At 40.0% G+C, this 23,683-nt stretch carries 22 protein-coding genes and 1 riboswitch; of the genes, 17 read left to right on the top strand and 5 right to left on the bottom strand.

Features of this window, described 5'->3' with window-relative positions; translation table 11 throughout:
* The first annotated feature begins 145 nt into the window (after positions 1-145).
* Positions 146-333, top strand: a riboswitch (cobalamin riboswitch).
* A 144-nt stretch (positions 334-477) separates the two neighbouring features.
* The 6 genes from nikB (at position 478) to VPHSUH08_RS06410 (ending at position 7,537) form a co-directional block, all read left to right on the top strand.
* Positions 478-1,416 (top strand): nickel ABC transporter permease, encoded by a 939-nt coding sequence (gene nikB / locus VPHSUH08_RS06435; RefSeq protein WP_101928481.1) that lies wholly within the window; start codon positions 478-480, stop codon positions 1,414-1,416.
* Entirely contained in the window at positions 1,416-2,237 is an 822-nt protein-coding gene (nikC, locus tag VPHSUH08_RS06430) for a nickel transporter permease (RefSeq protein WP_101928571.1), read from the top strand. Before nikB ends, nikC begins: the two co-directional genes overlap by 1 nt.
* Positions 2,238-2,410: 173 nt before the next feature.
* A complete protein-coding gene (locus VPHSUH08_RS06425) occupies positions 2,411-3,979 on the top strand; it encodes an ABC transporter substrate-binding protein (RefSeq protein WP_101928480.1) in 1,569 nt (522 codons plus the stop codon).
* A 12-nt stretch (positions 3,980-3,991) separates the two neighbouring features.
* On the top strand, positions 3,992-4,789 hold the full coding sequence (locus VPHSUH08_RS06420; protein ID WP_101928479.1) for an ABC transporter ATP-binding protein: 798 nt from the start codon (positions 3,992-3,994) through the stop codon (positions 4,787-4,789).
* Complete coding sequence (locus VPHSUH08_RS06415; RefSeq protein WP_101928478.1) at positions 4,782-5,597, top strand: ABC transporter ATP-binding protein; 816 nt, start codon at positions 4,782-4,784, stop codon at positions 5,595-5,597. The genes VPHSUH08_RS06420 and VPHSUH08_RS06415 overlap by 8 nt, the downstream gene beginning before the upstream one ends.
* Before the next feature lie 386 nt (positions 5,598-5,983).
* Positions 5,984-7,537, top strand: coding sequence for an ABC transporter substrate-binding protein (locus VPHSUH08_RS06410; protein ID WP_105087030.1), 1,554 nt, complete (start codon positions 5,984-5,986; stop codon positions 7,535-7,537).
* Between the two features lie 67 nt (positions 7,538-7,604).
* Here VPHSUH08_RS06410 and VPHSUH08_RS06405 read toward each other — a convergent pair whose 3' ends face one another.
* Positions 7,605-8,534 (bottom strand): DUF3829 domain-containing protein, encoded by a 930-nt coding sequence (locus tag VPHSUH08_RS06405; RefSeq protein ID WP_004695044.1) that lies wholly within the window; start codon positions 8,532-8,534, stop codon positions 7,605-7,607.
* 314 nt (positions 8,535-8,848) lie between these two features.
* On the opposite strand from VPHSUH08_RS06405, the gene VPHSUH08_RS09560 reads away from it, so the two are divergent.
* The 6 genes from VPHSUH08_RS09560 (at position 8,849) to VPHSUH08_RS06380 (ending at position 12,759) form a co-directional block, all read left to right on the top strand.
* Positions 8,849-9,013: a hypothetical protein gene (locus VPHSUH08_RS09560; protein WP_004697506.1), complete on the top strand. Its 165-nt coding sequence runs from the start codon at positions 8,849-8,851 to the stop codon at positions 9,011-9,013.
* A gap of 51 nt (positions 9,014-9,064) precedes the next feature.
* On the top strand, positions 9,065-9,883 hold the full coding sequence (locus VPHSUH08_RS06400; protein WP_105087029.1) for a sulfurtransferase: 819 nt from the start codon (positions 9,065-9,067) through the stop codon (positions 9,881-9,883).
* A gap of 13 nt (positions 9,884-9,896) precedes the next feature.
* Positions 9,897-10,124: a hypothetical protein gene (locus VPHSUH08_RS06395; protein ID WP_008602417.1), complete on the top strand. Its 228-nt coding sequence runs from the start codon at positions 9,897-9,899 to the stop codon at positions 10,122-10,124.
* A 137-nt stretch (positions 10,125-10,261) separates the two neighbouring features.
* A complete protein-coding gene (locus VPHSUH08_RS06390) occupies positions 10,262-11,017 on the top strand; it encodes an exodeoxyribonuclease III (protein ID WP_101928473.1) in 756 nt (251 codons plus the stop codon).
* Positions 11,018-11,085: 68 nt separating this feature from the next.
* Positions 11,086-11,775: a 7-cyano-7-deazaguanine synthase QueC gene (queC, locus tag VPHSUH08_RS06385; RefSeq protein ID WP_105087028.1), complete on the top strand. Its 690-nt coding sequence runs from the start codon at positions 11,086-11,088 to the stop codon at positions 11,773-11,775.
* Between the two features lie 492 nt (positions 11,776-12,267).
* Entirely contained in the window at positions 12,268-12,759 is a 492-nt protein-coding gene (locus tag VPHSUH08_RS06380) for a QueT transporter family protein (protein ID WP_105087027.1), read from the top strand.
* A 170-nt stretch (positions 12,760-12,929) separates the two neighbouring features.
* On the opposite strand, the gene VPHSUH08_RS06375 is transcribed toward VPHSUH08_RS06380, so the two are convergent.
* The 4 genes from VPHSUH08_RS06375 to ispE form a co-directional block, all read right to left on the bottom strand.
* The gene (locus tag VPHSUH08_RS06375; protein ID WP_105087026.1) at positions 12,930-14,186 is read right to left on the bottom strand and encodes a Glu/Leu/Phe/Val dehydrogenase; all 1,257 of its coding nucleotides are present in this window, start codon (positions 14,184-14,186) and stop codon (positions 12,930-12,932) included.
* A gap of 359 nt (positions 14,187-14,545) precedes the next feature.
* Positions 14,546-16,006: a sodium:alanine symporter family protein gene (locus VPHSUH08_RS06370; protein ID WP_105087025.1), complete on the bottom strand. Its 1,461-nt coding sequence runs from the start codon at positions 16,004-16,006 to the stop codon at positions 14,546-14,548.
* 139 nt (positions 16,007-16,145) lie between these two features.
* Positions 16,146-16,838, bottom strand: coding sequence for a GntR family transcriptional regulator (locus VPHSUH08_RS06365; protein WP_058948102.1), 693 nt, complete (start codon positions 16,836-16,838; stop codon positions 16,146-16,148).
* Positions 16,835-17,731: a 4-(cytidine 5'-diphospho)-2-C-methyl-D-erythritol kinase gene (gene ispE / locus VPHSUH08_RS06360; protein WP_105087024.1), complete on the bottom strand. Its 897-nt coding sequence runs from the start codon at positions 17,729-17,731 to the stop codon at positions 16,835-16,837. Before ispE ends, VPHSUH08_RS06365 begins: the two co-directional genes overlap by 4 nt.
* Before the next feature lie 205 nt (positions 17,732-17,936).
* Between ispE and VPHSUH08_RS06355 the strand changes: the two genes are divergently transcribed.
* The 5 genes from VPHSUH08_RS06355 to VPHSUH08_RS06335 all read left to right on the top strand — a co-directional run bounded on the left by VPHSUH08_RS06355 (position 17,937) and on the right by VPHSUH08_RS06335 (position 23,654).
* Positions 17,937-18,887, top strand: coding sequence for a YitT family protein (locus VPHSUH08_RS06355; RefSeq protein WP_024061087.1), 951 nt, complete (start codon positions 17,937-17,939; stop codon positions 18,885-18,887).
* A gap of 165 nt (positions 18,888-19,052) precedes the next feature.
* Complete coding sequence (locus VPHSUH08_RS06350; RefSeq protein WP_105087023.1) at positions 19,053-20,690, top strand: phosphoglucomutase; 1,638 nt, start codon at positions 19,053-19,055, stop codon at positions 20,688-20,690.
* A gap of 134 nt (positions 20,691-20,824) precedes the next feature.
* A complete protein-coding gene (locus VPHSUH08_RS06345; protein WP_004695058.1) occupies positions 20,825-21,100 on the top strand; it encodes an ACT domain-containing protein in 276 nt (91 codons plus the stop codon).
* A gap of 9 nt (positions 21,101-21,109) precedes the next feature.
* Positions 21,110-22,468, top strand: a complete 1,359-nt coding sequence (locus tag VPHSUH08_RS06340) for a PFL family protein (protein WP_105087022.1) — start codon at positions 21,110-21,112, stop codon at positions 22,466-22,468.
* 34 nt (positions 22,469-22,502) lie between these two features.
* Positions 22,503-23,654, top strand: a complete 1,152-nt coding sequence (locus VPHSUH08_RS06335) for a glycosyltransferase family 4 protein (RefSeq protein ID WP_105087021.1) — start codon at positions 22,503-22,505, stop codon at positions 23,652-23,654.
* Positions 23,655-23,683: the final 29 nt, after the last annotated feature.

Genomic DNA, 23,683 nt, shown 5'->3' with positions numbered 1-23,683 from the left:
ATTTTATGCAGGATTGTGAATTTAATCATTAATCAATATTTTTTATCAGTATAAAAATTATATTGAAAATATGCGAAATACATATACCCATAAGGGGTATATGTATTGTAAATAGAGTGTTAATATAGTATATTTATAATCGATAAAAATGAATGAACTAGTGAGTGTCGGTATTTACCGAGCGTAAAAGAGGAAAATGGGTGAAAAACCCATACTATGTAAATAGCTGTAATGAGGAGCAAGGTTTCATTATAGGGTCACTGGGAAACTGGGAAGGCCGAAATATTGCGATGAATCAGAGTCAGAAAGCCTGCTCTAAAGGCATGGTATGCATATGCTGTGCTTAATTTGGGTTAGTCGGGCGACTAACCTTTTTTCGTTCCCTAGCCTTTAAGCTTCATCGCTATATAAAAAAGCTAGTACCATTAGTTTGTCATTTGAATTGTTGTTAGTGTTTAGAGAGTTTAGGAGGCGCCTATGGGCAAACGCTTTGTCAAACAATTGGGGCAATTTATTGTTACCTTGTTTGGCATCACATTTTTGACATTTTGTCTCACCTATTTAGCACCAGGCGATCCAGTAACGATGCTACTAGAAACGGCGGATACTATCGTATCTCAGGAGCTTATCGATGAGACTCGAGCTCAACTTGGGTTAGATAAACCGTTTATAGTGCAGTATGTAAACTGGGTTGTGAATGCGGCACAAGGTGATTTAGGGATGAGTTATTCTGCTAAAAAACCAGTAGTAGATCGTATGTTGGAGGCTTTGCCAGGAACCTTGATGTTAGCTGGTACTGCTTTAGTATTTACTCTACTTTATGCGTTGCCAGCAGGGATTATAAGCGCCTTAAATCGTAATAAATGGGTTGACTATCTGTTAAGAGCTGCATCTTTTGTAGGTGTTTCTATGCCTACATTCTGGTTAGGCCTTGTACTTATTTATATCTTCGGCCTTAAATTAGGTCTTGTACCGATTGCCACATCGCGTGTAACTCCGATTGGTGTTATCTTGCCAGCTGCTACATTGGCTGTTGTTGTTGGTTCTAAATACATGCGCCAAGTGCGGCTCGTTATCCTTGAAGAAATGGAAAAGGATTACGTTATCGGTGCTCGCGCTCGTGGTGTGAGTGAAATGAAAATTTTATTCGGTCATATTTTACCAAATGCTGTATTACCGCTCATTACTATTCTTGGTGTTGTTATGGGCTGGTTACTAGGCGGGGTAGCAGTCGTAGAAATGGTATTCTCTTGGCCAGGCCTTGGGAATATGGCGATTTATGCTATTACCATGCGCGACTATCCATTGATTGAAGGCTTTGTATTGTGGGTTGCATTAGCATATATGTGCATCAATGCATTAATCGATGCATCATATATCCTTCTAGATCCTAGATTGAAAAGGGAGAGAGCATGATGGCAGAATTTATTCAAAAACATAAATTGTTCTCTTTCTATAGTGGGTTGATGATTATCATTGTTCTCATCGCTATCTTTGCACCCTGGCTTGCACCGGGCGATGCTTTCACCTCAAATATAAGTCAGGCATTGCAAGCGCCAAGTAGTCAACATTGGTTTGGTACTGATAAATTGGGTCGTGATGTATTATCTCGTGTTATTTATGGTACTCAATTATCTTTGTTCATGGGCGTAACCATTGTTGTAATCATGGTTAGTATTGGTACGATTATCGGTGCTGCAGCAGGCTATTTTGGCGGTAAAGTTGAAATGGTTCTTATGCGTTTAGCAGACATCATGTTATCATTCCCTGGTATCGTATTGGCTATTGCTATTGCTGGTATTCTAGGTGGTAGCATTGTAAATACGATTTTAGCCTTATCTGTTGTAGGTTGGGCAAAATATGCTCGTATTGTACGTTCTATGACGCTCAAGGTGCGCGGTGAGGAATATGTAACGGCTGCTGTTATGATGGGCGCATCTACGACGGCCATCATCAGACGTCATATCATTCCTAATATTATGCCTCTCGTTATTACAACAGGTGCATTAGATATCGGGGCTATCATGATTGAGGTAGCAGGTTTATCCTTCCTAGGCTTTGGTGCTCAGCCACCGACTCCAGAATGGGGTCTTATGCTTAACGAGGGTCGCCAGTACTTGCAAACGAGTCCATGGCTCATGGCATTCCCTGGTATGTCCATCCTTATCGTGGTTGCTATTTTTAATCTTTGGTCCGATTCCTTACGTGATGTGGTGGATCCTAAAAACCAAGGATAATATAGTATATCTATTCATGTTTTGAAAGCTTTTGGTGGTAATTTCTCTTGTAAAAGCTTCTATGTGAATAGGTATAAATAATGGTTTTTCCATCACTGACTATTTTGGATTATTATAGTCTTGATGTTTAAAAGTTTTTATGTTTTGTATGTAATTGTACAAGGAGATTTTACATGAAAAAATCTTGGAAAAAGGCCCTTTTAGCAGGTCTTAGCATTGTAATGATGGGTTCCTTCATCGCTGGTTGTGGTTCCGATAACAATGGTTCTGCAAATAAAGATGTGTTAAAAGTAGGCGTAACTAACTTCGCATCTACATTAGAGCCTACAGAAAACTTCTTCGCATGGGTTGTAATGCGTTATGGTGTAGGCGAAACATTGGCTAAATTTGACGAACAAATGAAACCACAGCCTTGGATTGCATCTAAATGGGAAGTATCCCCAGACCATAAAACGTGGACTTTCACAATCAATGATAAGGTGAAATTCTCCAATGGTAAAAAAGTTGATGCAGCAGCTGTAAAGGCGTCTATTGAACGTGCTTTTGCAAAGTCTAATCGTGCGAAAACATTCTTCGAATATGATTCTATGGAAGCTAATGGTCAACAATTAGTTATTCATACAACAAAAGAATATCCTAATATGCCTGGCCTTTTAGCGGATCCGTTGTTCCTAATCGTTGACGTTCAAGCTGAAAAAGATGGCCGTAACTTTGCGAAGGAAGGTCCTATCGGTACAGGCCCATATGTAGTTAAATCCTTCACTAAAGAACGTGCTGAAATGGCTGCGAACGAAAACTACTGGGATGGTACAGTACCATTTAAAACTGTAGAAATTCCTTCCATCGATGACCCTAATACGCGTGCTTTGAGCTTACAATCTGGCGACGTAGATATGGCTGTTAACATCGGTCCTGGTGAAATTGGTTTATTCCAAGGCAATGATAAATTCAAAGTAGATGAAATCGCATCTCTTCGTGTCGTATTGGCCCGTATTAATCAAAAAGGTATTCTTGGGGATGACAAAGTTCGTGCTGCAGTTATCTCTGCAACAGACCGTAAAAACTATGCTGATGTATTGTTAAAAGGTACATTTATTCCTGGTTCTGCTCCAATTCCACCATCCATGGACTATGGCTTCAACGATTTGAAAGATCCTAATGCGTATAATCCTGAACGCGCTAAACAATTGTTGGCTGAAGATGGTTGGAAAGATACTGATGGCGATGGGATCCTTGATAAAGATGGCAAACCATTAACATTCAACTTCATAGTATATAACTCTCGTGCAGAATTACCACTTTATGCAGAAGCTGTTCAAGCAGACCTTAAAAAGGTTGGCATCGATATGAAAATCAAAACAGTTGACTATAACTTGATCGATAAAATGGGTCAAGACGGCGACTATGATATGCTTATCTCCAACATTGTAACAGCTAATACAGGTGATCCAATCTGGTTCTTGGCTAACTATTGGCACACTAACAACAATGGCTCCAACCCTCAAAATGGTTCTGGTTACTCCAATCCACAAGTTGACCAATTGTTAGATGCAGCTGAAACTGAATTCGACCCAGCAAAACGTCGTGATTACGCAATGCAAATTCAACAATTGTTGATGAATGATGGTGCTGCATTATTCTTAGGCTATCCTAAAACTAATATCGTTACAGGTTCTTACTTGAAAGGTGCTGTAATGTACCCAAGTGATTACTACTGGATTACTAACAAAATTACAAAATAGTGAGGAGCTATAATGGCAGAAAACATACTAACTGTAGAAAACCTTAACATTGCGTACCAAGGTGTGCCTGCTGTTATGGATGTGAACTTTACCTTGGAACGCGGTAAGGTATTAACCATTGTAGGTGAGTCCGGATCTGGTAAAACTACCGTGATTCGGGCCCTTATGGGCTTACTACCTGTAGGTGGTGAAGTTACGGAAGGTTCTATGATCTTTAATGGTTATGATCTTCGTAACCTGTCTAAATCTGAATGGAGATCTTTGCGCGGCAAGGATATGGCCATGATTTTCCAAGATAGTGGTAGTGCATTAGATCCAATCGTTCGTATCGGTAAACAATTTAGAGAATTGTTTAAATCCCATATTGAAATCGATAATGACGAATGTGACCGTCGTGCCATTGCGCTTTTAGAAGCCGTATCTCTACCGAACGGGGCAGATATATTACGTCGCTATCCTCATGAGTTATCTGGTGGACAACGACAACGTGTTGGTATTGCCATGGCGTTAGCTTTGGATCCTGCATTACTCATCGGTGATGAACCGACATCTGCGCTAGATGTAACGACACAATCTCAAGTGGTTATGCAAATGCTTGACCTAGCTAAAGAGCATAACTCCGCAATCGTAATGGTAACCCATAATCTTGGTGTAGCGGCGTATATGTCCGACTACATTATCGTTATGAAAAAGGGCCGTGTCGTAGATGCAGGTACTCCTAAAGACATTTTGGAAAATCCATCTAATGAATATACGAAACAATTAAAAGAGGCTGTACCAACATTGGGAGGAGGTCGTTACATTGACTAACTACGCAGTAGAATTAAAAAATGTATGTAAACGATTCCCACTTCCCACTGGTGGTGAACTCGAAGCATGTAAGGATATTAATATAACTCTCGAAAAAGGTCAGTCCCTTGGGATTGTAGGGGAATCTGGCTCTGGGAAAACAACATTGGTTCGTATGATCATGAAAATGCTTCCTATTACGGAAGGTGAGATTTATGTGGATGGTGTAGAGATTCAACATATGAACTCCGAACAAACGAAAGAATACCGTAAAAAAATTCAAATGGTATTCCAAGATCCATCTGCAGCCTTTAATCCGCGAATGAAGGTAAAGGATATTATTCTTGAGCCACTATACAACTTTGGTCTTCTTGAAAAGGGAAAAGAAGAGCAAATCGCAGGTGACTACCTGGAAATGGTAGATTTACCTCGTGAGTTTATGCATCGCTATCCTCATGAAATGTCCGGGGGGCAACGCCAACGTGTTGCCATTGCTCGTGCTATCGTATTAGAGCCAGAAATTCTCGTTCTAGATGAGGCTACTAGTGCTTTAGACGTATCTGTACAAGACTCCATTGCGTACCTATTGGCGCGTTTACAAAAAAAGAAAAATTTAACATACCTATTTATTGCTCATGATATTGCCTTCATTCGTACGATGTGCCATAAGGTGGTCGTAATGTACAAAGGCGCTATCGTTGAAGAATTAGATGCGTTTCACTTAGCAGATGCGAAACATCCTTACACAAAAGTTCTATTGAGCTCCATCTTTGAAATCGGCCAAGATCATAAGCCACTTACCTTAGATGAGGCTGCATTAGAAGCTTAATAGGAAAATTTACTTTCAAAATTTCAAAAGTATAAATTTGAAATGTAGAGAGTTACATCGGATAGGTAAACTTAAAATAGCAGTTAGTTTCAAGACTAACTGCTATTTTTATGCATAGTTAAGATATGAAATTTTTTAATAGATATATTGAAATGTTTCTCAAATTATACATTGTGTTAACACCTAATATATAGTATAGTTGACTGTATAAAATATACCCCTATGGGTATAATAAGATATGCTCATATGAATTGATGTACATAGATTCTCTTTATATTAACTATTGTAAAAGCAGGTTATATTTACTAGATTATGTTAATGCAAAAAATAGTGAGTATCTGAGTATAAATAGATAGTTAATGTGTGTAGAAAGGTTAGGTGTATAAATGAAAGGATTACGCAAGTCTTTACTAATTGGTATGACCCTTGGTGTGACTATGCTCGGGACTATTGGTTGTATGAATCAAGATTCTGCTTCATCTAATGATGTATTAAAGGTAGGGGCTATTAGTTTTGCTGGCACATTAGAACCAACGGAAAATTATTTTAGTTGGGCCGTTGTACGATTTGGTATAGGTGAAACGCTTATCAAGTTTGATGATCAAATGAAAGCAACGCCTTGGCTTGCCACCTCTTGGAAGCAAGGTGATGACAAGTTAACATGGACTTTCACCATCAATGATAAAGTTAAATTCTCAAATGGTAATAGTTTGACAGCTGAGGCGGTAAAAGCATCTTTAGAACGAACTTTTGCTAAAAGTAAACGAGCAAAAACGTTCTTTAACTATACAGAAATTACTGCTAACGGTCAGGAGTTGACCATCAAGACTGACAAGGAATATTATAATTTGCCCAACTTGTTAGGAGATCCATTGTTTTTGATTATGGATGTGACAGCAGAGGCGAATGGTCGTGATATTGCAAAGGAAGGTCCTATTGGTACTGGTCCATATGTAGTATCCTCTTTCACAAAAGAGCGTGCTGAACTAAAGCGCAATGATAATTACTGGGATGGCAAGGCAGGCTTTGCTAAGGTTGAAATCCCATCTATTAATGATGCGAATACTCGTGCTATGGCGTTACAAGCGGGCGATGTAGATATGGCCGTTAACATTGGACCTGGTGAATATAGTATCTTCCAAAATGATAAGAAATTCACTATCTATGAAATGTCTTCCTTGCGTGACGTATTTGTTCGTATGGGGCAAAAAGGGAAACTACAGAATCCTAATCTTCGTGCAGCCCTCATTGCAGCAGCAGACCGTGAGTCTTATGCGAAGAACCTCATGAAGGATACGTTCGTAGCCGGTAAGGCTCCATTGCCACCATCCATAGACTATGGCTTTAACCAATTGCGTGATCCTAATAAATATAATGTAGAACGTGCTAAAGAATTACTGAAACGTGAAGGTTATGAAGATACAAATGGCGACGGTATTGTAGATAAAGACGGTGAAAACCTCGTACTTGATTTTTATGCCTACACAACTCGTCCTGAATTGCCATTATATGCGGAAGCATTGCAAGCGGACTACAAAAAAATCGGTGTAGATTTACGAATTAAAATCGTAGATTATGCGGTTATCGACACATTATCTCAATCTGGTGATTATGATATGATTATCTCCAGTGTTGTAACCGCTAATACGGGTCAACCAGTATGGTTCTTGAAACAATATTGGGGTATAGGCGTTGAAACTAATGGGTCTGGCTTCTCTAATCCTCGTTTCGATGAATTGTTGGCTCTTGGTGAAAGTAGTAGCGATCCAGTGGTGCGTCGTAATGCGGTTATCAATGCCCAACAACTGATGTTAGATAACGCTGTAGCATTATTCCTTGGGTATCCTAAAATTAATATTGTAGGTAATAAACATATTGATGGTATCAAGATAACACCGTCTGAATATTACATCATTACAAAAGATTTGAAAAAGAAATAAAGTTTGCTGCTTACATAAAAATAAAAGGACTAGCTCGCATGGGCTAGTCCTTTGTGTTATCTAAATATTATTTTTTTTCTGTTACATCTAAGTCTGCCATGTTAACTGCATTGGCCTTGCCAATCATTTTATTATACTTGGTAAATAATTGCGTATAAGCTTCGCCATAAGATGAGTTGATAATAATGTAGTTGCGTGCCTCTGCAACAAATTCTTTTACTGAGTCTTGATACTCTCTTACCGCATTTTGTACTTCTGGTGTAGTACCAGGTTGTAATTTATTGAGGCGTTGTGTAATTTGTTGTAAGTTTGATTCTACCTTTTGGGTGTCTGTATTCCCATCTGGATCAATAAGGTCAATAGTTTGTGCTGTTATGAGATTTATCTCTATAAAGTTAACCGCATTTTCCCGCTTTTCTCCCTGATACTCAGTCATGCGTTCGTTATAAAGCTCATTATTACGATTATCTAAAGCTAAGTCTAATGCATTATATGTAGCGTAGAACTGTTCTGCTAAAGGTACATATTGAGCTGCTAGCTCATCGCTACCTTTATAATTATCCTTTTCATAACGACGTTCCACATAGTAAGATTGCAACTGATCAGCAATAGGAATAATTTGATCAAGTACTACGAGGACGTCATTTGTCGCTTGGTTTACGTCTTCGTAGGGTGTAGAACTATCTTGTTTTGCTACCTCTAATGCAGCTTTAAGTTCCTTATATTTAGGTAAGGTAATCGTCGTATTATGAGACCCATTGCGCAACTCTTCAAGAGTTGGCTGTAATTGGCTAGCATAGGCTACACTGTATGAGTTATATGCATCTAATGCAACAATATAAGGTCGTATGGCGTTGATTTTATCGTCAACGGTTGATCGATATAAAATTGTCGTTGTATTGGATGATAAGAGTGTATACACCCCATAGATCCCACCACCGATAATAGCAGCACCAAGCACAATGGCTGCTATTAACTTGATGTACCCCTTTTTCAACTGCGCACGCTCCTTGAAAACACACTAACTCTTTTGGATCCATTTGGACAGACTACTGTCCTAAGAGTAATTATTTACATTATATCACAACTTTACGTGGCAAAAAAGACGTATAGATACGATAATTATAAGGAATAGATGAAAATGTTAGATTTGGACATGTATTTATATTTATAATTAGCGATTAAACGATGAATGAGGCTGTAAGCTGTTATAAAAATATACTTTTAAAAGTAAAACTATATACTCTCTAGACGTTGCAGCTGCGGCTGGTATAATAGCAAGTATAGTATTCATTATATGGGGAGTTCGTTATGTCAGAATCGAATCATTTAATCAATTTTGCTACATCTTCGGAACTTATTGCTAATGGGGAAGGGCGTAATGTATTATCTGCCATTGAAGATGGGTTACGCAATTGTGATGAGTTTTTAATATCAGTAGCTTTCAATTGTATATCCCGCTATAGTCGTATATAATAATATTAAAAGATTTGTATTTTTCGATATAATCAAAGAAAGGAGTACAACATGTCAAATTTTATCACTCCTAAAGAATTATTAGCTTGTTTCGATGAGGTCATCATTTTAGATGCTCGAGGGTATCAAGATTATAAAAAGGGCCATATTAAGGGGGCTTATGCGGTAGATTTAGATAAGGATTTAACAGGTCCTTTGGGCGAGCATGGTGGTCGTCATCCGTTGCCAGATATGGAACGATTGGCTCATACCTTTGAGTCTTATGGCATTACTCGCAACTCCAAGGTTGTAGTATATGATTCTTGGCTATTTTTAGCGGGCCGTCTTTGGTGGACGTTGCGCTACATGGGCTTAACTGATGTACGTGTATTGTCTGGTGGTGTTGAACGTTGGGTTCGAGAGGGCCATCTCCTAACTAAAGAGCCTACTCCATTACCTGCTGAACCATCTATCTTTAACTACGAGTTGCAAACGCATATGGTTATGAGCCGTGATGAGGTACTCAAGGCTAGTGAAAGCGGAGATCATGTTATCATTGATGCTCGTGCACCATTCCGCTATGATGGATCTCAAGTAGATACGATGGATGGCATGACAGGCCATATCCCTGGCGCTGTTAATCACTTTTATGAAAGCGGTTATACCGTAGATGGTCCTAAATCCTTGAAAGATTTAGAGGCTGAGTATTACAACGAAATTTACCAAAATAGGCCAGTTGTAACGTACTGTGGGTCTGGTGTGACTGCCTGCAATGCGTTGTTAACCATGAGTGAAGTAGGGCTTGAATCTGCTTTATATGTTGGTAGTTCTAGTGACTGGGTAACGTATGAAAGCTTCCCGCTTAGTACAGGTGTAGAAACATTAAACTAACTTAGGAGGGCGAATGAATCTATTAAAACAATTATTAACAGTCGTTGCCTTTGGTTATTTGTGTTATCATATCTATACCTTTGGACCTGGTATGTTTAATGTAACTGTATTAGTAATCCTTGTCTTGTCGGCGGTGGCTAACTATTTTCGTGAGAAACGTGAAAGCGATCTTAAAGCAAATGAAAATGCCCGCAAGGCTCGTGCAGAAGCAAGACATGCTAAGAAACATAAAAAGCAGTAGTATTGCTAACATATAATCTTTAGATTAGCTTACATTAAGCAAAAACTTGACGTATATTCTATGTGAAAGAGACTTTCACCAAGTTAAATACGGTGAATAGTATTAGATTGATGCGAAGTATTATAAAGGAGTAAGAATTGAAATTAATTTCTTGGAATGTAAACGGCCTCCGCGCCGCTGTAACAAAGGGATTTATGGAATCCTTTAATGAATTAGATGCAGATATTTTCTGCCTGCAAGAAACAAAATTGCAACCCGATCAAATTTCTTTGGAGTTGCCAGGGTATGAGCAATATTGGAATAGCGCTGTGAAAAAGGGTTATAGTGGTACTGCCGTATTCACGCGCGTTAAGCCTTTGTCTGTAGCTAACGGTATTGGCATTGAAGAGCATGATCAAGAGGGCCGTGTTATCACTGCTGAATATGATAATTTCTATTTAGTATGCTGCTACACACCTAATAGTCAACGAGAATTGGCACGCCTTGATTATCGTATGACTTGGGAAGATGCATTCCGCAATTATCTACTTGAATTAGATAAGAAAAAGCCTGTCATTCTATGTGGTGATCTCAATGTAGCACACCAAGAAATTGACCTAAAAAATCCTAAGACGAACCGTAAAAATGCAGGCTTCTCCGATGAAGAGCGTGCAAAGATGACAGAACTCTTAGGGGCAGGCTTTACAGATACATTCCGCCATCTCTATCCAGATGCGATTGAAGAATACAGCTGGTGGTCCTACATGGGGAAAGCTCGTGAACGAAATACAGGATGGAGAATTGACTATTTCATCACATCTAAACGTCTTGACGATAAAATCCAAGAAGCTAAGATTCACCAACAAATCTTTGGCTCTGATCACTGTCCAGTAGAATTGGTTATTGATCTATAAAATTTTAGTGAATGTAAAAGCACAGCCTCATCTACGGATGAGGCTGTTGTGATAGAAAAGGAGATACTATGGCTCAAAAACAAAAGGCCGTCGTTCTTTTTAGTGGTGGCGTAGATAGTACTACGTGTTTAGCCCTTGCCATTGAACGATTTGGCAAAGATAATGTGGTGCCTTTATCGATTCAATATGGTCAAAAACATAGTAAAGAATTAGAGGCTGCTATAGCTATTTTAGAGTACTATGGCATGGAAGGTAAAACGATGGATGTTACTAAGTTATTTGCCTTTAGTAACTGCTCCTTATTAGCACAATCTAGTGAAGATATTCCGCAAGGTTCCTACAAAGAACAACAAGATATAGAAGGCAAAGGGATAGTAAGCACTTATGTACCGTTTAGAAATGGTTTATTCCTATCCGCCGCAGCATCTTTGGCGTTATCCTTAGATTGTGGCTATATCTATTATGGTGCTCATAGTGATGATGCGGCGGGCAATGCATACCCTGACTGTACGGAATACTTTTACAAATCCATGGGTGACGCCATCTTTGAAGGATCCGGTAAAGAATGCTCCTTAGAAGCACCCTTCATTAACTCCAACAAAGCTGACATCGTAAAAGAAGGTCTACGCCTCGGCGTACCATACCACTTAACCTGGTCCTGCTACGAAGGCGGAGACAAACCATGCGGACACTGCGGCACATGCATCGACAGAGCAAAAGCCTTCCATGCAAACGGAGTCAAAGATCCAGCATTGTAAAAGTAGTTATCTCTATATACTTCTACTAAAACTGGCTTAAATTAGTAGTCGTCTTTGGGCGACTACTTTGCATATATTCTAATTGGTTAGAGTGTTCATTTGACTTAAGGCGGACTTTTACGTCACTAGTATTGTGATAAACGTTGATTTGCTTAATTTGATGTGGTGGAAGATACCTTTTCAAAGAGCGACTTTGGCAGGTTGAGGCCTTCGGCCGATGACCGGTTCGCCAGTGGAGCGATGAGGAAAGGTATCTTACGCCACCCCGTCCTTACAAACTTAACACTAATAGTAGATTCACAGACAAGTCCGCCTACAACCAAATTGGTTGCGAAAATATTAGATATATGCTAATATTAGTACTGCCTAAAGGCGACAACTAAATAAGACAGTTTGAAACCATCCTGTCTCTAAACAAAACTACGGAAATTCATAAGCATTTATAGCATGGTAGTTTTGCCATGCTTTTTTTATTTTGAGGAGGTGAGTGTTATGATTTCTACACGCAAATTGACTATTTCTGCTATGGTTGTGGCATTGTACATCGTTGTATTGTATGTAACGCAAAGCGTTTCCTTCGGGGCTTATCAAATTCGTATAGCAACATCATTATATGCACTTGCTTATGCCTTTCCGTTCTTGGTGATTCCCATGGGGATTGGCAACCTCATTTCTAACTTCCTATTCGGTGGTCTTGGCATCCTCGATATGATGGGGGGCTTTGGTGTGGGCGTATTAACGACTGGCATCATCGTAGGAATGCGCAAGCTTGGCCTCAGTGCTTGGTGGGTAATGCTTCCAATCGTCTTTGTGCCTGCATTATGTGTGCCATTGTGGCTCAGTCCATTACTTGGTATTCCATACTGGCCATTAGTGTTGAATCTTATCGTTGGTCAAACTATTCCGGCTATTCTTGGTTCTGTATTGGTGAAAGCTTTGATCAGTCGTCCTAGCATGGCAGCTTTGTTAGGTGCTTTCAAATAAAACTAATAATAAGTAGTTTGCTAATAAAACTAAGTAAGTAATTGAACATCTTTAGATCTTTCAACTGCGACTTGCAGGTAAATAAAAAGGTTTATAGGCAAACAAAAAGGCGTAAGCTCACATTGAGCTTACGCCTTTTTCATGGCTAATATGTATGGAGGTATAGGAGTTTAACAGTTGTAGCCACGCCATTTAGTTTCAACTACGAGTCGTTCAAGAGCAACCATGTACGCTGCTTGACGAGGTGGTACATTGTATTTATGTTGCATTTCCCAAACAGCTTCGAAGCTATTTTGCATATTTTTAGTTAATCTTTCATTAACCTCTTCTTCAGTCCAGTAGAAGCTTGCTTTGTTTTGTACCCATTCGTAGTAGGATACAACTACGCCACCACCGTTAGCAAGCACGTCAGGAATGATATCAATGCCCTTTTCATAGAAGTATTTATCCGCATCATTAGTAGTAGGACCATTAGCTCCTTCCAAGATGATCTTAGCTTGGATATTTTCCATGTTGTCTTTGTTTAATTGGTTTTCAAGGGCCGCCATGTACAATACATCCACTGGTTGAGTCAATAACTCTTGAGGCCCAATTGTAGTCATGCCTGGTTCGCTGTAACCTTCTAGGGAACGACCGTGGGAGTTAGCATATTCGTATGCTTTTTCAACATCGAGACCGTTAGGATTGTAGATGTTAACACTTACGTCGCCGATAGCCACAACTTTTGCGCCTGCTTGTGCAATGAGACGAGCACCTACGGAACCTACGTTACCAAAACCTTGAACTGCAACTGTAAGGTTTTTAATATCTAAGTTTTTCTTAGCAAGATAGCTTTGCAATGCGATGAGACAACCGCGACCAGTCGCTTCATTACGGCCTAAGGAACCGCCTACTTCGATTGGTTTACCTGTAACGATACCTGGGCTCCATTCGCCTTTTAATGTGCTGTATTCGTCAGCAATCCAGCTCATGATTTGGGCATTCGTATTTACGTCTGGTGCAGGAACGTCAGTATTAACACCAATGATAGGTGCAATACGGCGTACGAAGTTACGAGTTAAGCGTTCTAACTCACGAGGGTTTAAAGTTTTAGGATCGACTTTGATGCCCCCTTTACCACCGCCATAAGGAATGTTAGCGATAGCGTTTTTAATAGTCATCCATGCCGCAAGTGCACGCACTTCATTTTCGTCGGAATCTGGATGGAAGCGAAGACCGCCCTTAGCACTACCACGCAATGTGGAATGTTGGCATCGATAGCCTTCGTATACGCGAACTTCGCCATTGTCTAGTTGAAGAGGAACTGCTACTTTTAGTTCCCGTTCTGGGTGACGCAATACTTCGTATTCACTACGAGTATAGCCGAGCTTTTCAGCTGCTACGTCTAATGTGTTTAACATGTTTTCATATGGGTTATAACCGCTCATAATTACCTCCCGGATAACAGAGTAAATTAATTAGTGCTAATTTTTCACATACTTAAGTATTCGACATTATAAATAGAATACCCTTTATATTTTTATAAATATATTCTATAGTTTTTAACCTTTAAAAGTAGGAAAAATATAGATGGTTACTGTGATATCTGTCACTTTAAAATCTCTTGGTGGAGGATAGTCTTATCTATGAAAATGGATACTTTTACAAAAAATAAAAATCTATATTTCGAAGAATATAGACCCATCTGTATGTATTAATAAAGTATTTTAAAGATTATACGAATTTAAAGATTATACGAAAAAGACTGGTGAAAGATACTTTCACCAGCCTCATAGGTCAATATATTTTATTTTTCCACTGTATCTTCAATCGGAGTAGGAGGTACGGAGGAGTCTGTAGTTTGACCATCGCCCCACCATACGATGCCATATGTGTGATTTAGGATGGAACGGTTAAATACAGGCGTTTCAATACCTGCTTTGCGTTGTTTGATATAGTCGTCAAGGGCAAGACCTGCTGTGCGCCCCATGCGTACGATGGAACTTACGTTAGTTAATACTAAGAAAGCCATGAATAAATCGGCTAGATTCCATACGAGATCTAGAGAAGCAATAGAGCCAACAAATGTCATAAGAATTACGCCAATACGGAACAAATGTAGGTAGAATCGTTTATTTGTTAAGTGGCTGATATTGATTTCACCGTAGTAATAGTTACCAATTAAGGAACTAAAGGAGAACATAACGATGAAAATGGCTACGGCTGTAGGCGCCCAAGAACCAAGTTGTTGAGCTAGATTATGTTGTACAAGAGCAATGCCTGTTAGACCTGTAGTGCTGTAATCACCCACGATGAGTACGATGAAAGCAGAAGCTGTACAAATGATGAATGTATCAAGGAATACGCCGAATGCTTGTACAAGACCTTGTTCTACAGGGTGGTTAACAGCTGCCGTAGCGGCTGCGTTTGGAACAGAACCTTCCCCGGCTTCGTTAGAGAAGAGCCCCCGTTTGATACCATTCATAACAGTAGCACCTAATAAGCCACCACCTGCTGCAACAGGCTCAAATGCGGAGGCGAAAATAGTATAGATTACATGTGGGAATTGGGTGATATTCATAATTACCACAAATAATGCAGTAGCAATGTATAGAATCGCCATGATAGGAACAATGATTTCAGATGCTTTTGCAACGCGGTTGATACCACCGAATATGATAATACCAAGAAGGACTGCTACTACAGCGCCTGTATAGGACACATCAAGGTTGAATACCTGGAGAGATGCAGCCAATGTATTGGCTTGTACAGAATTGTAAATCCAACCATAGGTAATACTGATTAAAATAGCAAATAGAATAGATAATGCCTTGTTGTTTAGACCATACCGAATATAGTAAGCTGGTCCGCCATAGAAACCGCCCTTAGCAACAGGTTCTTTGTAGATTTGTGCTAATGTAGATTCGATGAAGCCAGTGGCAGCACCGATAAGTGCGATAACCCACATCCAGAAAATGGCACCAGGGCCACCAAGTACAACGGCAATAGCTATACCTGCGATATTACCAACACCTACACGAGATGCGGTACTAACACAGAATGCTTGGAATGAGGATACATGATTTTTTTCTGTAGAACTACCTGCGCCGTTAATTACGAGGCGAATCATTTCTTTAATCATGCGAATTTGTACAAAATTCGTTGTCATCGTAAAGAAGAGACCTGCGCCGATGAGAATAAAAATGATGAAATAACTCCATAAATAACCGTTTATGGTGGATATAGCATCATTGAGCATTGCTTCCATAAAAACTCCCTTTCTTATAAAAAATCCATATTTCATAATAATCAATGATATTGTATCAATTTCTATAGACTATGTAAAACAAAAATCCTTCACAAATAGGAAGGATTTTTGCTTTATATAGTATTTTGTAGGATATTTTTTATGCCTTAGTAAATTCTTGTGACTCTTCCATTCCTTGCAACAAGGTTTGTTCAGAATGTTCCATGTGAATTCGAGCTAGTTTACGAGCTTGTGTGGCATTGTGAGAGGCGATGGCTTCCACTAATTGACGATGTTCCTCCCAAGTTTTTCTAAGACGACCTGGTTGGTTCATAGAAAAACTACGGAAGCGATAGGTTTGCTCTCGCAAGTTGTGAACGATGTCTGCTAATCTTTCGTTACGAGATGCGCGGTAGAGGACTTCGTGGAATTCTACGTCCGCAGCGACGACGGATTCCATATTTTTGTTTTCCATATGATCGCCGATTTCTACAAGCATTCTCTCTAGAGTTTCGATTTCTTCTTCCGTAATCCGTTCTGCTGCAAGGCCGGCTGCAAGTTCTTCTAGGGCAGAGCGGATTTCAAATACTTGAGTGATATCCTTCAAAGAGATGTTGGCAACGTAGGTGCCGCGGCGAGGCACCATAACGACAAAGCCTTCTAGTTCTAGTTTACGTATGGCTTCACGAATGGGGGTACGACTTACGCCTAACTCTTCGGCAAGGGGAATTTCCATGAGGCGCTCCCCAGGTTTTAACACTCCATCTTGGATGGCTTGACGCAATGTTTCACTTACCACTTCTCTTAGTGGTTTATACGCATCAAGTCGTATAGGTTGTAACCGTTTTGTCATACTAAGTCCTCCTGTGTACATGTTTTAGTAATGAGTGACAGCCAATCATGACCAGCAGCTTTAATCTCTTCTTGTAACTGCAATGCTTCCATAGGCTTGTTAAGTAATACTACCATCGTAGGCCCGCTTCCTGTCATGATAGTTGGGTATCCACGACTAGTGAAAAAGTTCTTACATACCACTAATTCTTTGTGATCTGGGAATAATAATTCTTCGAAAGTATTAGCGCTACTAGTAAAAGCAGATTGTAAATCATTATTCTTAAGATGATTCAGAACGGTATCGATCGTTTTTGTGGTGGCTTTAGATTTACCGCTGAAGCGACCATAAGCAACTGCTGTAGAAATAGATACCTTTGGCTTTACTAGTAATAGCCAATGTGCTTCTGGCGATTGACTATAGGTTAACACTTCGCCACGACCTGTTCCGCGAGCTGTACCACCTTGTAGTAGGAACGGCACATCAGATCCTAGTGAGGCACCAATATTTAAAAGTTCCTCTTGTGTAAGACGTAAGTCCCAAAAGCGGTTGAGACCTAATAACATGGCTGCTGCGTCTGCACTACCGCCACCAAGACCCGCTTGAATAGGGACGCGTTTTAATAGGTGGATGGCGGCACCGGCTTTACAACCCGTATAGGTCTGTATGGCGCGTAACGCTTTGAGCGCGAGATTATCTTCTCCATAGCTTACGAGTTTTTGCATGTAGTCAGGCAATTCGGGAGCGCCACCAGAAAATACTACGGAATGATGCTTAGCGAAATAAATAGAATCACTAAGGCGAATCGATTGAAATATAGAATCGATGTCGTGGTATCCATCGTCACGCTTGTCTGTAATAGCAAGCCCAATATTAATTTTGCTGCAACCGAGTTGCTCAAAACTTTTACTCATAATAGCCTCGTTTGTAATGTACAAAATATATGCAGTTTATATGTTTATTTTATACTGTTATAAAGTGATTGAAAATAACCATTAAGTGGTTTATGATGATTTTGTATATACCTGTTGTTTGATTATTAAAAGCATTGTAAACAGCGTATGTTTTAATTAGTTCATTATAGAATATTTATAGTGAAATGGCAATTTGGAGGGAGCTATGTTCGCCAAGTATAAAGATGTTGTCTATCAATGTGTCATAGTTGCTATTGGTTGTGCAATTTTTGGTGCTGGTTTAGATGCCTTTGTACTACCTCACAAACTGGTTAGTACTGGTATTAGTGGGGTAGGGTTGATTTTGTATTATTTAACGGGATTATCCGTTGGTTCTTGGAACGTTATTTTGAACGTCCCTATATTTTGGGCTGCTTGGAAGTGGCTTGGTAAACGTGTAGTGCTTAATACCTTGTATGGTACGCTCATGTTATCGTGGATGATTGATCTGTTTAGTTTCTTGCAATATGACATGATTATTAAGGATCCACTACTCAGTTCTATGATGGCAGGTATCACAACTGGACTAGGGCTTGGTATCGTCTACCGTGTAGGTGGTAATACAGGGGGCCTTGATCCGATTGCACTTATCGTTCGCAAATATTATGGCCTTCAAATGGGGTCCATTAATAGCGCTATCAACTGTGCCATCCTCTTAGTTGCTGTCGGAGTTGTTGGACTTGAAGCGGTAGCTGTAACTCTTATCAGTGTGTATGTGTATACTATTATTACAAATAAGGTGGTAATCGGCTTTAATCAACGTAAAGTTGCTTTCATCATTACCTATCGTACCGATGAGGTATGTGAATGCATCATCAATAAGGTCGGTCGTGGCGCTACTATTATCAATGGCATTGGCGCTTATACACGTACGCCTAAGCAAATTGTGATGGTTGCAGTTAACTTGCTGCAGGTAAATAAATTGAAAGAGGTTATTCAAGAAGCGGACCCAAATGTGTTTATCTTGATTACTGATGCTCAAGAGGTTATCGGGCAAGGTTTTACTCAACCTATTGTTCCTGCGGAAATATCTAAACAGCTGAAATCACAAGATATAACTACCGAAGCGAACAATAATGTTGTAATAGATGAAAATAGTTGTAACAAATCAAAATAAAGAATTATGATAAAATCTCTGGCTGTTGTCATCTTATATTAATTATGTGTAAATATAATATTTTATGAATGATACATACATTTTGGAAATAATTTAATGTAATTGATAGAATATCAAGGTTGTAAAATAAGAGGGCTTGCCCTCAAGATAAGATTAGAGGTTTCTATGACTCACAAATTAGCAGGTACGCCTGTACAAGAACAAGATATTATCGATGTGCAAACCCTTGTGGATGCATATTTTGATAATGCTCCGGATATTACAGATCCGACACAACTCGTATCCTTTGGCACATCTGGCCATCGCGGTACATCTTTAAATGGTACTTTTACGGATTTACATGTGGCCGCTATTACACAGGCTATTTGTGATGGCCGTGGACAATTCGGCGCTACAGGTCCGATTTTTGTCGGTCAAGATACACATGCTTTATCTCAGCCAGCCCTTGTAACGGTTCTAGAGGTTCTTGCTGGCAATGGTGTAACGGCAATGGTTGATTCCGATATGGATTTTGTGCCGACACCATCTATATCTCGTGCCATTATTCGTTATAATGAAAGCCATGATGATAAAGCGGATGGTATCGTGATTACGCCATCTCATAATCCTCCAGATAACGGTGGCATCAAGTATAACGCTACTAATGGCGGCCCGGCGGATACTCTCGTTACAAAATGGATTGAAACCCGTGCTAATGAATATGTTCGTGCATATTGTGAATTAGAAGGGTTCAAACGTATTAGTATCGACAATATTGAACCTGATCAACAAGTTCCGTATGACTATAAAGGCCTGTACGTAGAAGAACTGTCTTCTATTATTAATATGGAGGCAATACAAAGTGCAAAACCTAAGGTCCTCGTTAATGCCCTCGGCGGTAGTGGACTAGGTTATTGGCGAGCTATTAAAGAGCGCTATAATCTCAACATGGATATTATCAATGATGAATATGATCCAACTTTTAGCTTTATGACGTATGACCATGATGGTAAGGTACGTATGGATTGTTCATCTGAATATGCCATGGCTGACGTAATTAAACAAATTGGTAATTATGATCTCGCTGTTGGGAATGACCCTGATTATGACCGCTATGGTATCGTTAGTCCGTATGGGCTAGCTTCTCCAAACGCATTCCTTGTGACTGCGGCGGATTATTTGTTTACGACTCGTGGTTGGACAAATAAAGGGGTCGGTAAAACCGTTGTTTGTACCACTATGATTGATAAATGGGCTGCTAGTAAAGAGATTCCTGTTTATGAGGTTCCAGTAGGATTTAAATATTTTAGTTCCCTATTATTCGATGGTGAGATTGGCATTGGCGGTGAAGAATCTGCTGGTGCATCGTTCCTTAAAAAAGACGGTACCGTATGGACTACTGATAAAGATGGCATGGTAATGGCTCTCCTTGCGATGGAAATGTATGCCGTTATGGGGGCTACTGTTGACCGACTCTATAATAATCTTGTTGTAGGGTGTGGCGATCCTCGTTTTGGTCGTATTGATGCACCTTGTACAAAGGCGGCCAAGGCTAAGTTGAAACAATTAAATGCAAGCTCCATTACGGCTACCGAAGTAGATGGTGATGCGATTACTAATGTTCGTACTACTTCTCTGTATAAAGATATGCCTATCGATGGCGTTCGTGTGGAAACGGAAACAGGCTGGTTTGTAGCACGTCCATCTGGTACTGAAGATTTATATAAAATTTATGGTGAAAGCTATAAAGGTGACAAAGGTCTTATCGCATTGTTAACTGCTGGTGAAGAGATTGTAACAAGTGCTTTGTCTGACGAAGTATAACATATTGTTTTCACTAGAAAACTCATAAAGATTTCACTCATGAAAAATAATAAATGTGTTATAATATATTAATATAGTTTATTGAATGCCCTTTACTGGCTATATAGTTTGTAGTGCTTAGAGAAGGTGATGTTATGAAATTAGTTGTTACCGTTGTCGGGGTAGACCGCGTTGGTATCATTGCTGGAGTTAGTACCGTACTCGCTAACTACGGTGTAAATATTATGTCCATTAATCAGACCATCCTTGATGGCGTTTTCAATATGATTATGATGTGTGAAACCAAGTCTGAAGATATGAAAAATCTTACAGCTATCCAAGAGGCTTTGACGACTCAAGGTAAAGAACTAGGTGTTGAAATCCGTGCACAACATGCTGATATTTTCTTAAGCATGCACCGCGTAGGATAGGAGGCACTTATGTTATCTATCGATAATATTTTAGAAACGAATCAGATGATTCATGATAACAAGCTTGATGTTCGTACTATTACGATGGGAATTAGCTTGCTTGAATGTGCATCTAGTTCTGGTAAAGAGCTATGTGACCGTATTTATGACCGTATTACAAAAGAGGCAGAACATCTTGTATCTACAGGGGAAGATATTGAGCGAGAATTCGGCATCCCTATTATCAATAAGCGTATTTCTGTAACACCCATTTCTCTAGTTGCAGGAGGTAGTGATTTAACATCCTATGTTCCTGTGGCGGAAGCTATGGATCGTGCTGCAAAAACTGTAGGTGTTAATTTTATTGGCGGCTTTTCTGCGCTTGTAACAAAGGGCGCTACTCGAGCCGACCGCATTTTGATTGACTCTATTCCTGAAGCACTGGCAACTACGGATATCGTTTGTAGCTCTATTGCTGTGGGCTCTACTAAAACTGGTATCAACATGGATGCAGTGCGAGACATGGGAATCATCGTTAAGAAAACTGCAGAGCTTACAAAGGATAATGATGCTCTTGGCTGCGCTAAGCTCGTAATATTCTGTAATCCTGTAGAGGATAACCCGTTTATGGCGGGGGCTTTCTTCGGGGTAACAGAAGGGGATAGTGCTATTTCTGTAGGTGTATCTGGCCCGGGCGTTGTAAAACATGCGCTTGAATCCGTTCGAGGTCAATCCTTTGACGTTGTAGCAGAAACGATTAAACGTACTGCTTTTAAAATCACGCGTGTAGGTCAATTGGTAGCCCAAGAGGCATCTTGTCGTCTCGGTAAACCATTTGGTATTATTGATTTATCTTTGGCGCCAACGCCAGCTGTAGGTGACTCTGTAGCTCATGTTCTTGAAGAAATGGGCTTGTCCTCTTGTGGTTGTCATGGCACTACAGCGGCACTAGCATTACTTAATGATGCTGTGAAAAAAGGTGGTCTTATGGCTTCTTCTCACGTAGGTGGTCTTAGTGGTGCATTCATTCCTGTCTCGGAAGATGCAGGCATGATTGATGCTGTATCCTGTGGCAGTTTGACACTTGATAAATTAGAGGCCATGACATGTGTTTGTTCTGTAGGGCTTGATATGATTGCTATTCCTGGAGACACTACTGCTGACACCATTTCTGCTATCATTGCAGATGAATCAGCAATTGGTATGATTAATAATAAGACAACTGCGGTTCGTGTAATTCCTGTACCTGGTAAGACTGTTGGAGAGGTTGTTGAATTTGGTGGATTATTAGGTTATGCTCCTATTATCGAAGTGAGTCCATATAGTGCAGCCGAGTTCATCGCCCGTGGTGGCAGAATTCCTGCTCCTATTCGTAGCTTAACGAACTAATCCGTTTTTACAACCTACTTGTTGGAGGTGTCTTATGAGTGAATATGTGCTCGATTATGTGTGGGCCTTTGTACTAGCGCTCATCATAACCTTTGCACTTACCCCATTGGTAAAACGCTTTGCCGTTGCTGTTGGGGCAATAGATAAGCCTGATGCTCGAAAGGTGCATCATGGTGCGATTCCACGACTTGGTGGATTAGCAATCTTTCTCGGTTATGTGGGATCGGTTCTTTTTAACGATTCCATTCCGCATGATCATAAATTGTTTGGGTTTGTCCTTGGTACAGTCATTTTGGTGCTAGTTGGTATTTGGGACGACATTAAACAAATTGAGCCAAAAACTAAGTTAATGGGACAAATTATAGCAGCCGCTATCCTGGTGGCTTATGATATTCGAGTAGATTTCATCAACCTTCCTTGGGGTGGTGTAGTATATCTCAAGTATTGGGCTATTCCATTGACTATTTTCTGGATAGTTGGTTTTACAAATATTGTAAACCTCATCGATGGCCTTGATGGCTTGGCTGCAGGTATTTCCTTTATCGCATGTATCGCTGTTTGTGCAATGACATTGCAACTTGGTCAAACTGATCTTGCTTGTATCTCTCTTGCTTTAGCAGGTGCGACTGTAGGTTTCTTGCGGTATAACTTCAATCCTGCAAAAATATTCATGGGTGATACGGGATCCATGTTATTAGGCTATACATTAGCAGCTATTTCCGTTATGGGCGCTGTGAAGACAGCTGCTATGATTGCTCTAGTGGTACCTGCCATTGTGTTAGGCTTGCCTATTTTGGACACCTTATTTGCCATTGTGCGCCGTAAAATCAGTGGACGTCCCATCTTTAAACCCGATAAAGGTCATGTTCACCATCGTTTATTGGCACAAGGATTAACACAAAAGCAAGCTGTATTGTTGATGTATGCAGTAACAGCTCTTTTCGGCGGTGTATCTGTTATTGTTGCAGAGGTCAATGCTTGGGTCGGAGCGACCTTGGTATTAGTAATTTTCTTGTGTAGTATTTATATTGCACGACGCCTTGGCGTTATCATGCATAGTGATGCGGCAGGGCATCCGTTACCACGTCCTACAATTGAACGCAGCGATTCGGATGATACCATATCCTTTGATCGCGATGAATTGGCTAAAGCCTTGGAGAATACAGATGATTCTCATAAGGAATAACCATATGTGGGGCGCTTGGCGCCCCATTT

The organism is Veillonella sp. S13054-11, assembly GCF_002959795.1.
In the GTDB taxonomy this organism is placed as follows: Bacteria; Bacillota; Negativicutes; order Veillonellales; family Veillonellaceae; genus Veillonella; species Veillonella parvula_E.
This window is presented reverse-complemented; position numbering and strand designations above follow the sequence as displayed.

Bases quoted from the DNA above. Each gene is read 5' to 3' on its own strand.
- nikB (WP_101928481.1), top strand. From the start codon at position 478: ATGGGCAAACGCTTTGTCAAACAATTGGGGCAATTTATTGTTACCTTG.
- VPHSUH08_RS06350 (WP_105087023.1), top strand. From the start codon at position 19,053: ATGACTCACAAATTAGCAGGTACGCCTGTACAAGAACAAGATATTATC.
- VPHSUH08_RS06355 (WP_024061087.1), top strand. From the start codon at position 17,937: ATGTTCGCCAAGTATAAAGATGTTGTCTATCAATGTGTCATAGTTGCT.
- VPHSUH08_RS06380 (WP_105087027.1), top strand. From the start codon at position 12,268: ATGATTTCTACACGCAAATTGACTATTTCTGCTATGGTTGTGGCATTG.
- VPHSUH08_RS09560 (WP_004697506.1), top strand. From the start codon at position 8,849: ATGTCAGAATCGAATCATTTAATCAATTTTGCTACATCTTCGGAACTT.
- nikC (WP_101928571.1), top strand. From the start codon at position 1,416: ATGGCAGAATTTATTCAAAAACATAAATTGTTCTCTTTCTATAGTGGG.
- VPHSUH08_RS06340 (WP_105087022.1), top strand. From the start codon at position 21,110: ATGTTATCTATCGATAATATTTTAGAAACGAATCAGATGATTCATGAT.
- VPHSUH08_RS06395 (WP_008602417.1), top strand. From the start codon at position 9,897: ATGAATCTATTAAAACAATTATTAACAGTCGTTGCCTTTGGTTATTTG.
- VPHSUH08_RS06375 (WP_105087026.1), bottom strand. From the start codon at position 14,186: ATGAGCGGTTATAACCCATATGAAAACATGTTAAACACATTAGACGTA.
- VPHSUH08_RS06365 (WP_058948102.1), bottom strand. From the start codon at position 16,838: ATGACAAAACGGTTACAACCTATACGACTTGATGCGTATAAACCACTA.
- VPHSUH08_RS06420 (WP_101928479.1), top strand. From the start codon at position 3,992: ATGGCAGAAAACATACTAACTGTAGAAAACCTTAACATTGCGTACCAA.
- VPHSUH08_RS06335 (WP_105087021.1), top strand. From the start codon at position 22,503: ATGAGTGAATATGTGCTCGATTATGTGTGGGCCTTTGTACTAGCGCTC.
- VPHSUH08_RS06400 (WP_105087029.1), top strand. From the start codon at position 9,065: ATGTCAAATTTTATCACTCCTAAAGAATTATTAGCTTGTTTCGATGAG.
- ispE (WP_105087024.1), bottom strand. From the start codon at position 17,731: ATGAGTAAAAGTTTTGAGCAACTCGGTTGCAGCAAAATTAATATTGGG.
- queC (WP_105087028.1), top strand. From the start codon at position 11,086: ATGGCTCAAAAACAAAAGGCCGTCGTTCTTTTTAGTGGTGGCGTAGAT.
- VPHSUH08_RS06370 (WP_105087025.1), bottom strand. From the start codon at position 16,006: ATGGAAGCAATGCTCAATGATGCTATATCCACCATAAACGGTTATTTA.
- VPHSUH08_RS06410 (WP_105087030.1), top strand. From the start codon at position 5,984: ATGAAAGGATTACGCAAGTCTTTACTAATTGGTATGACCCTTGGTGTG.
- VPHSUH08_RS06345 (WP_004695058.1), top strand. From the start codon at position 20,825: ATGAAATTAGTTGTTACCGTTGTCGGGGTAGACCGCGTTGGTATCATT.
- VPHSUH08_RS06425 (WP_101928480.1), top strand. From the start codon at position 2,411: ATGAAAAAATCTTGGAAAAAGGCCCTTTTAGCAGGTCTTAGCATTGTA.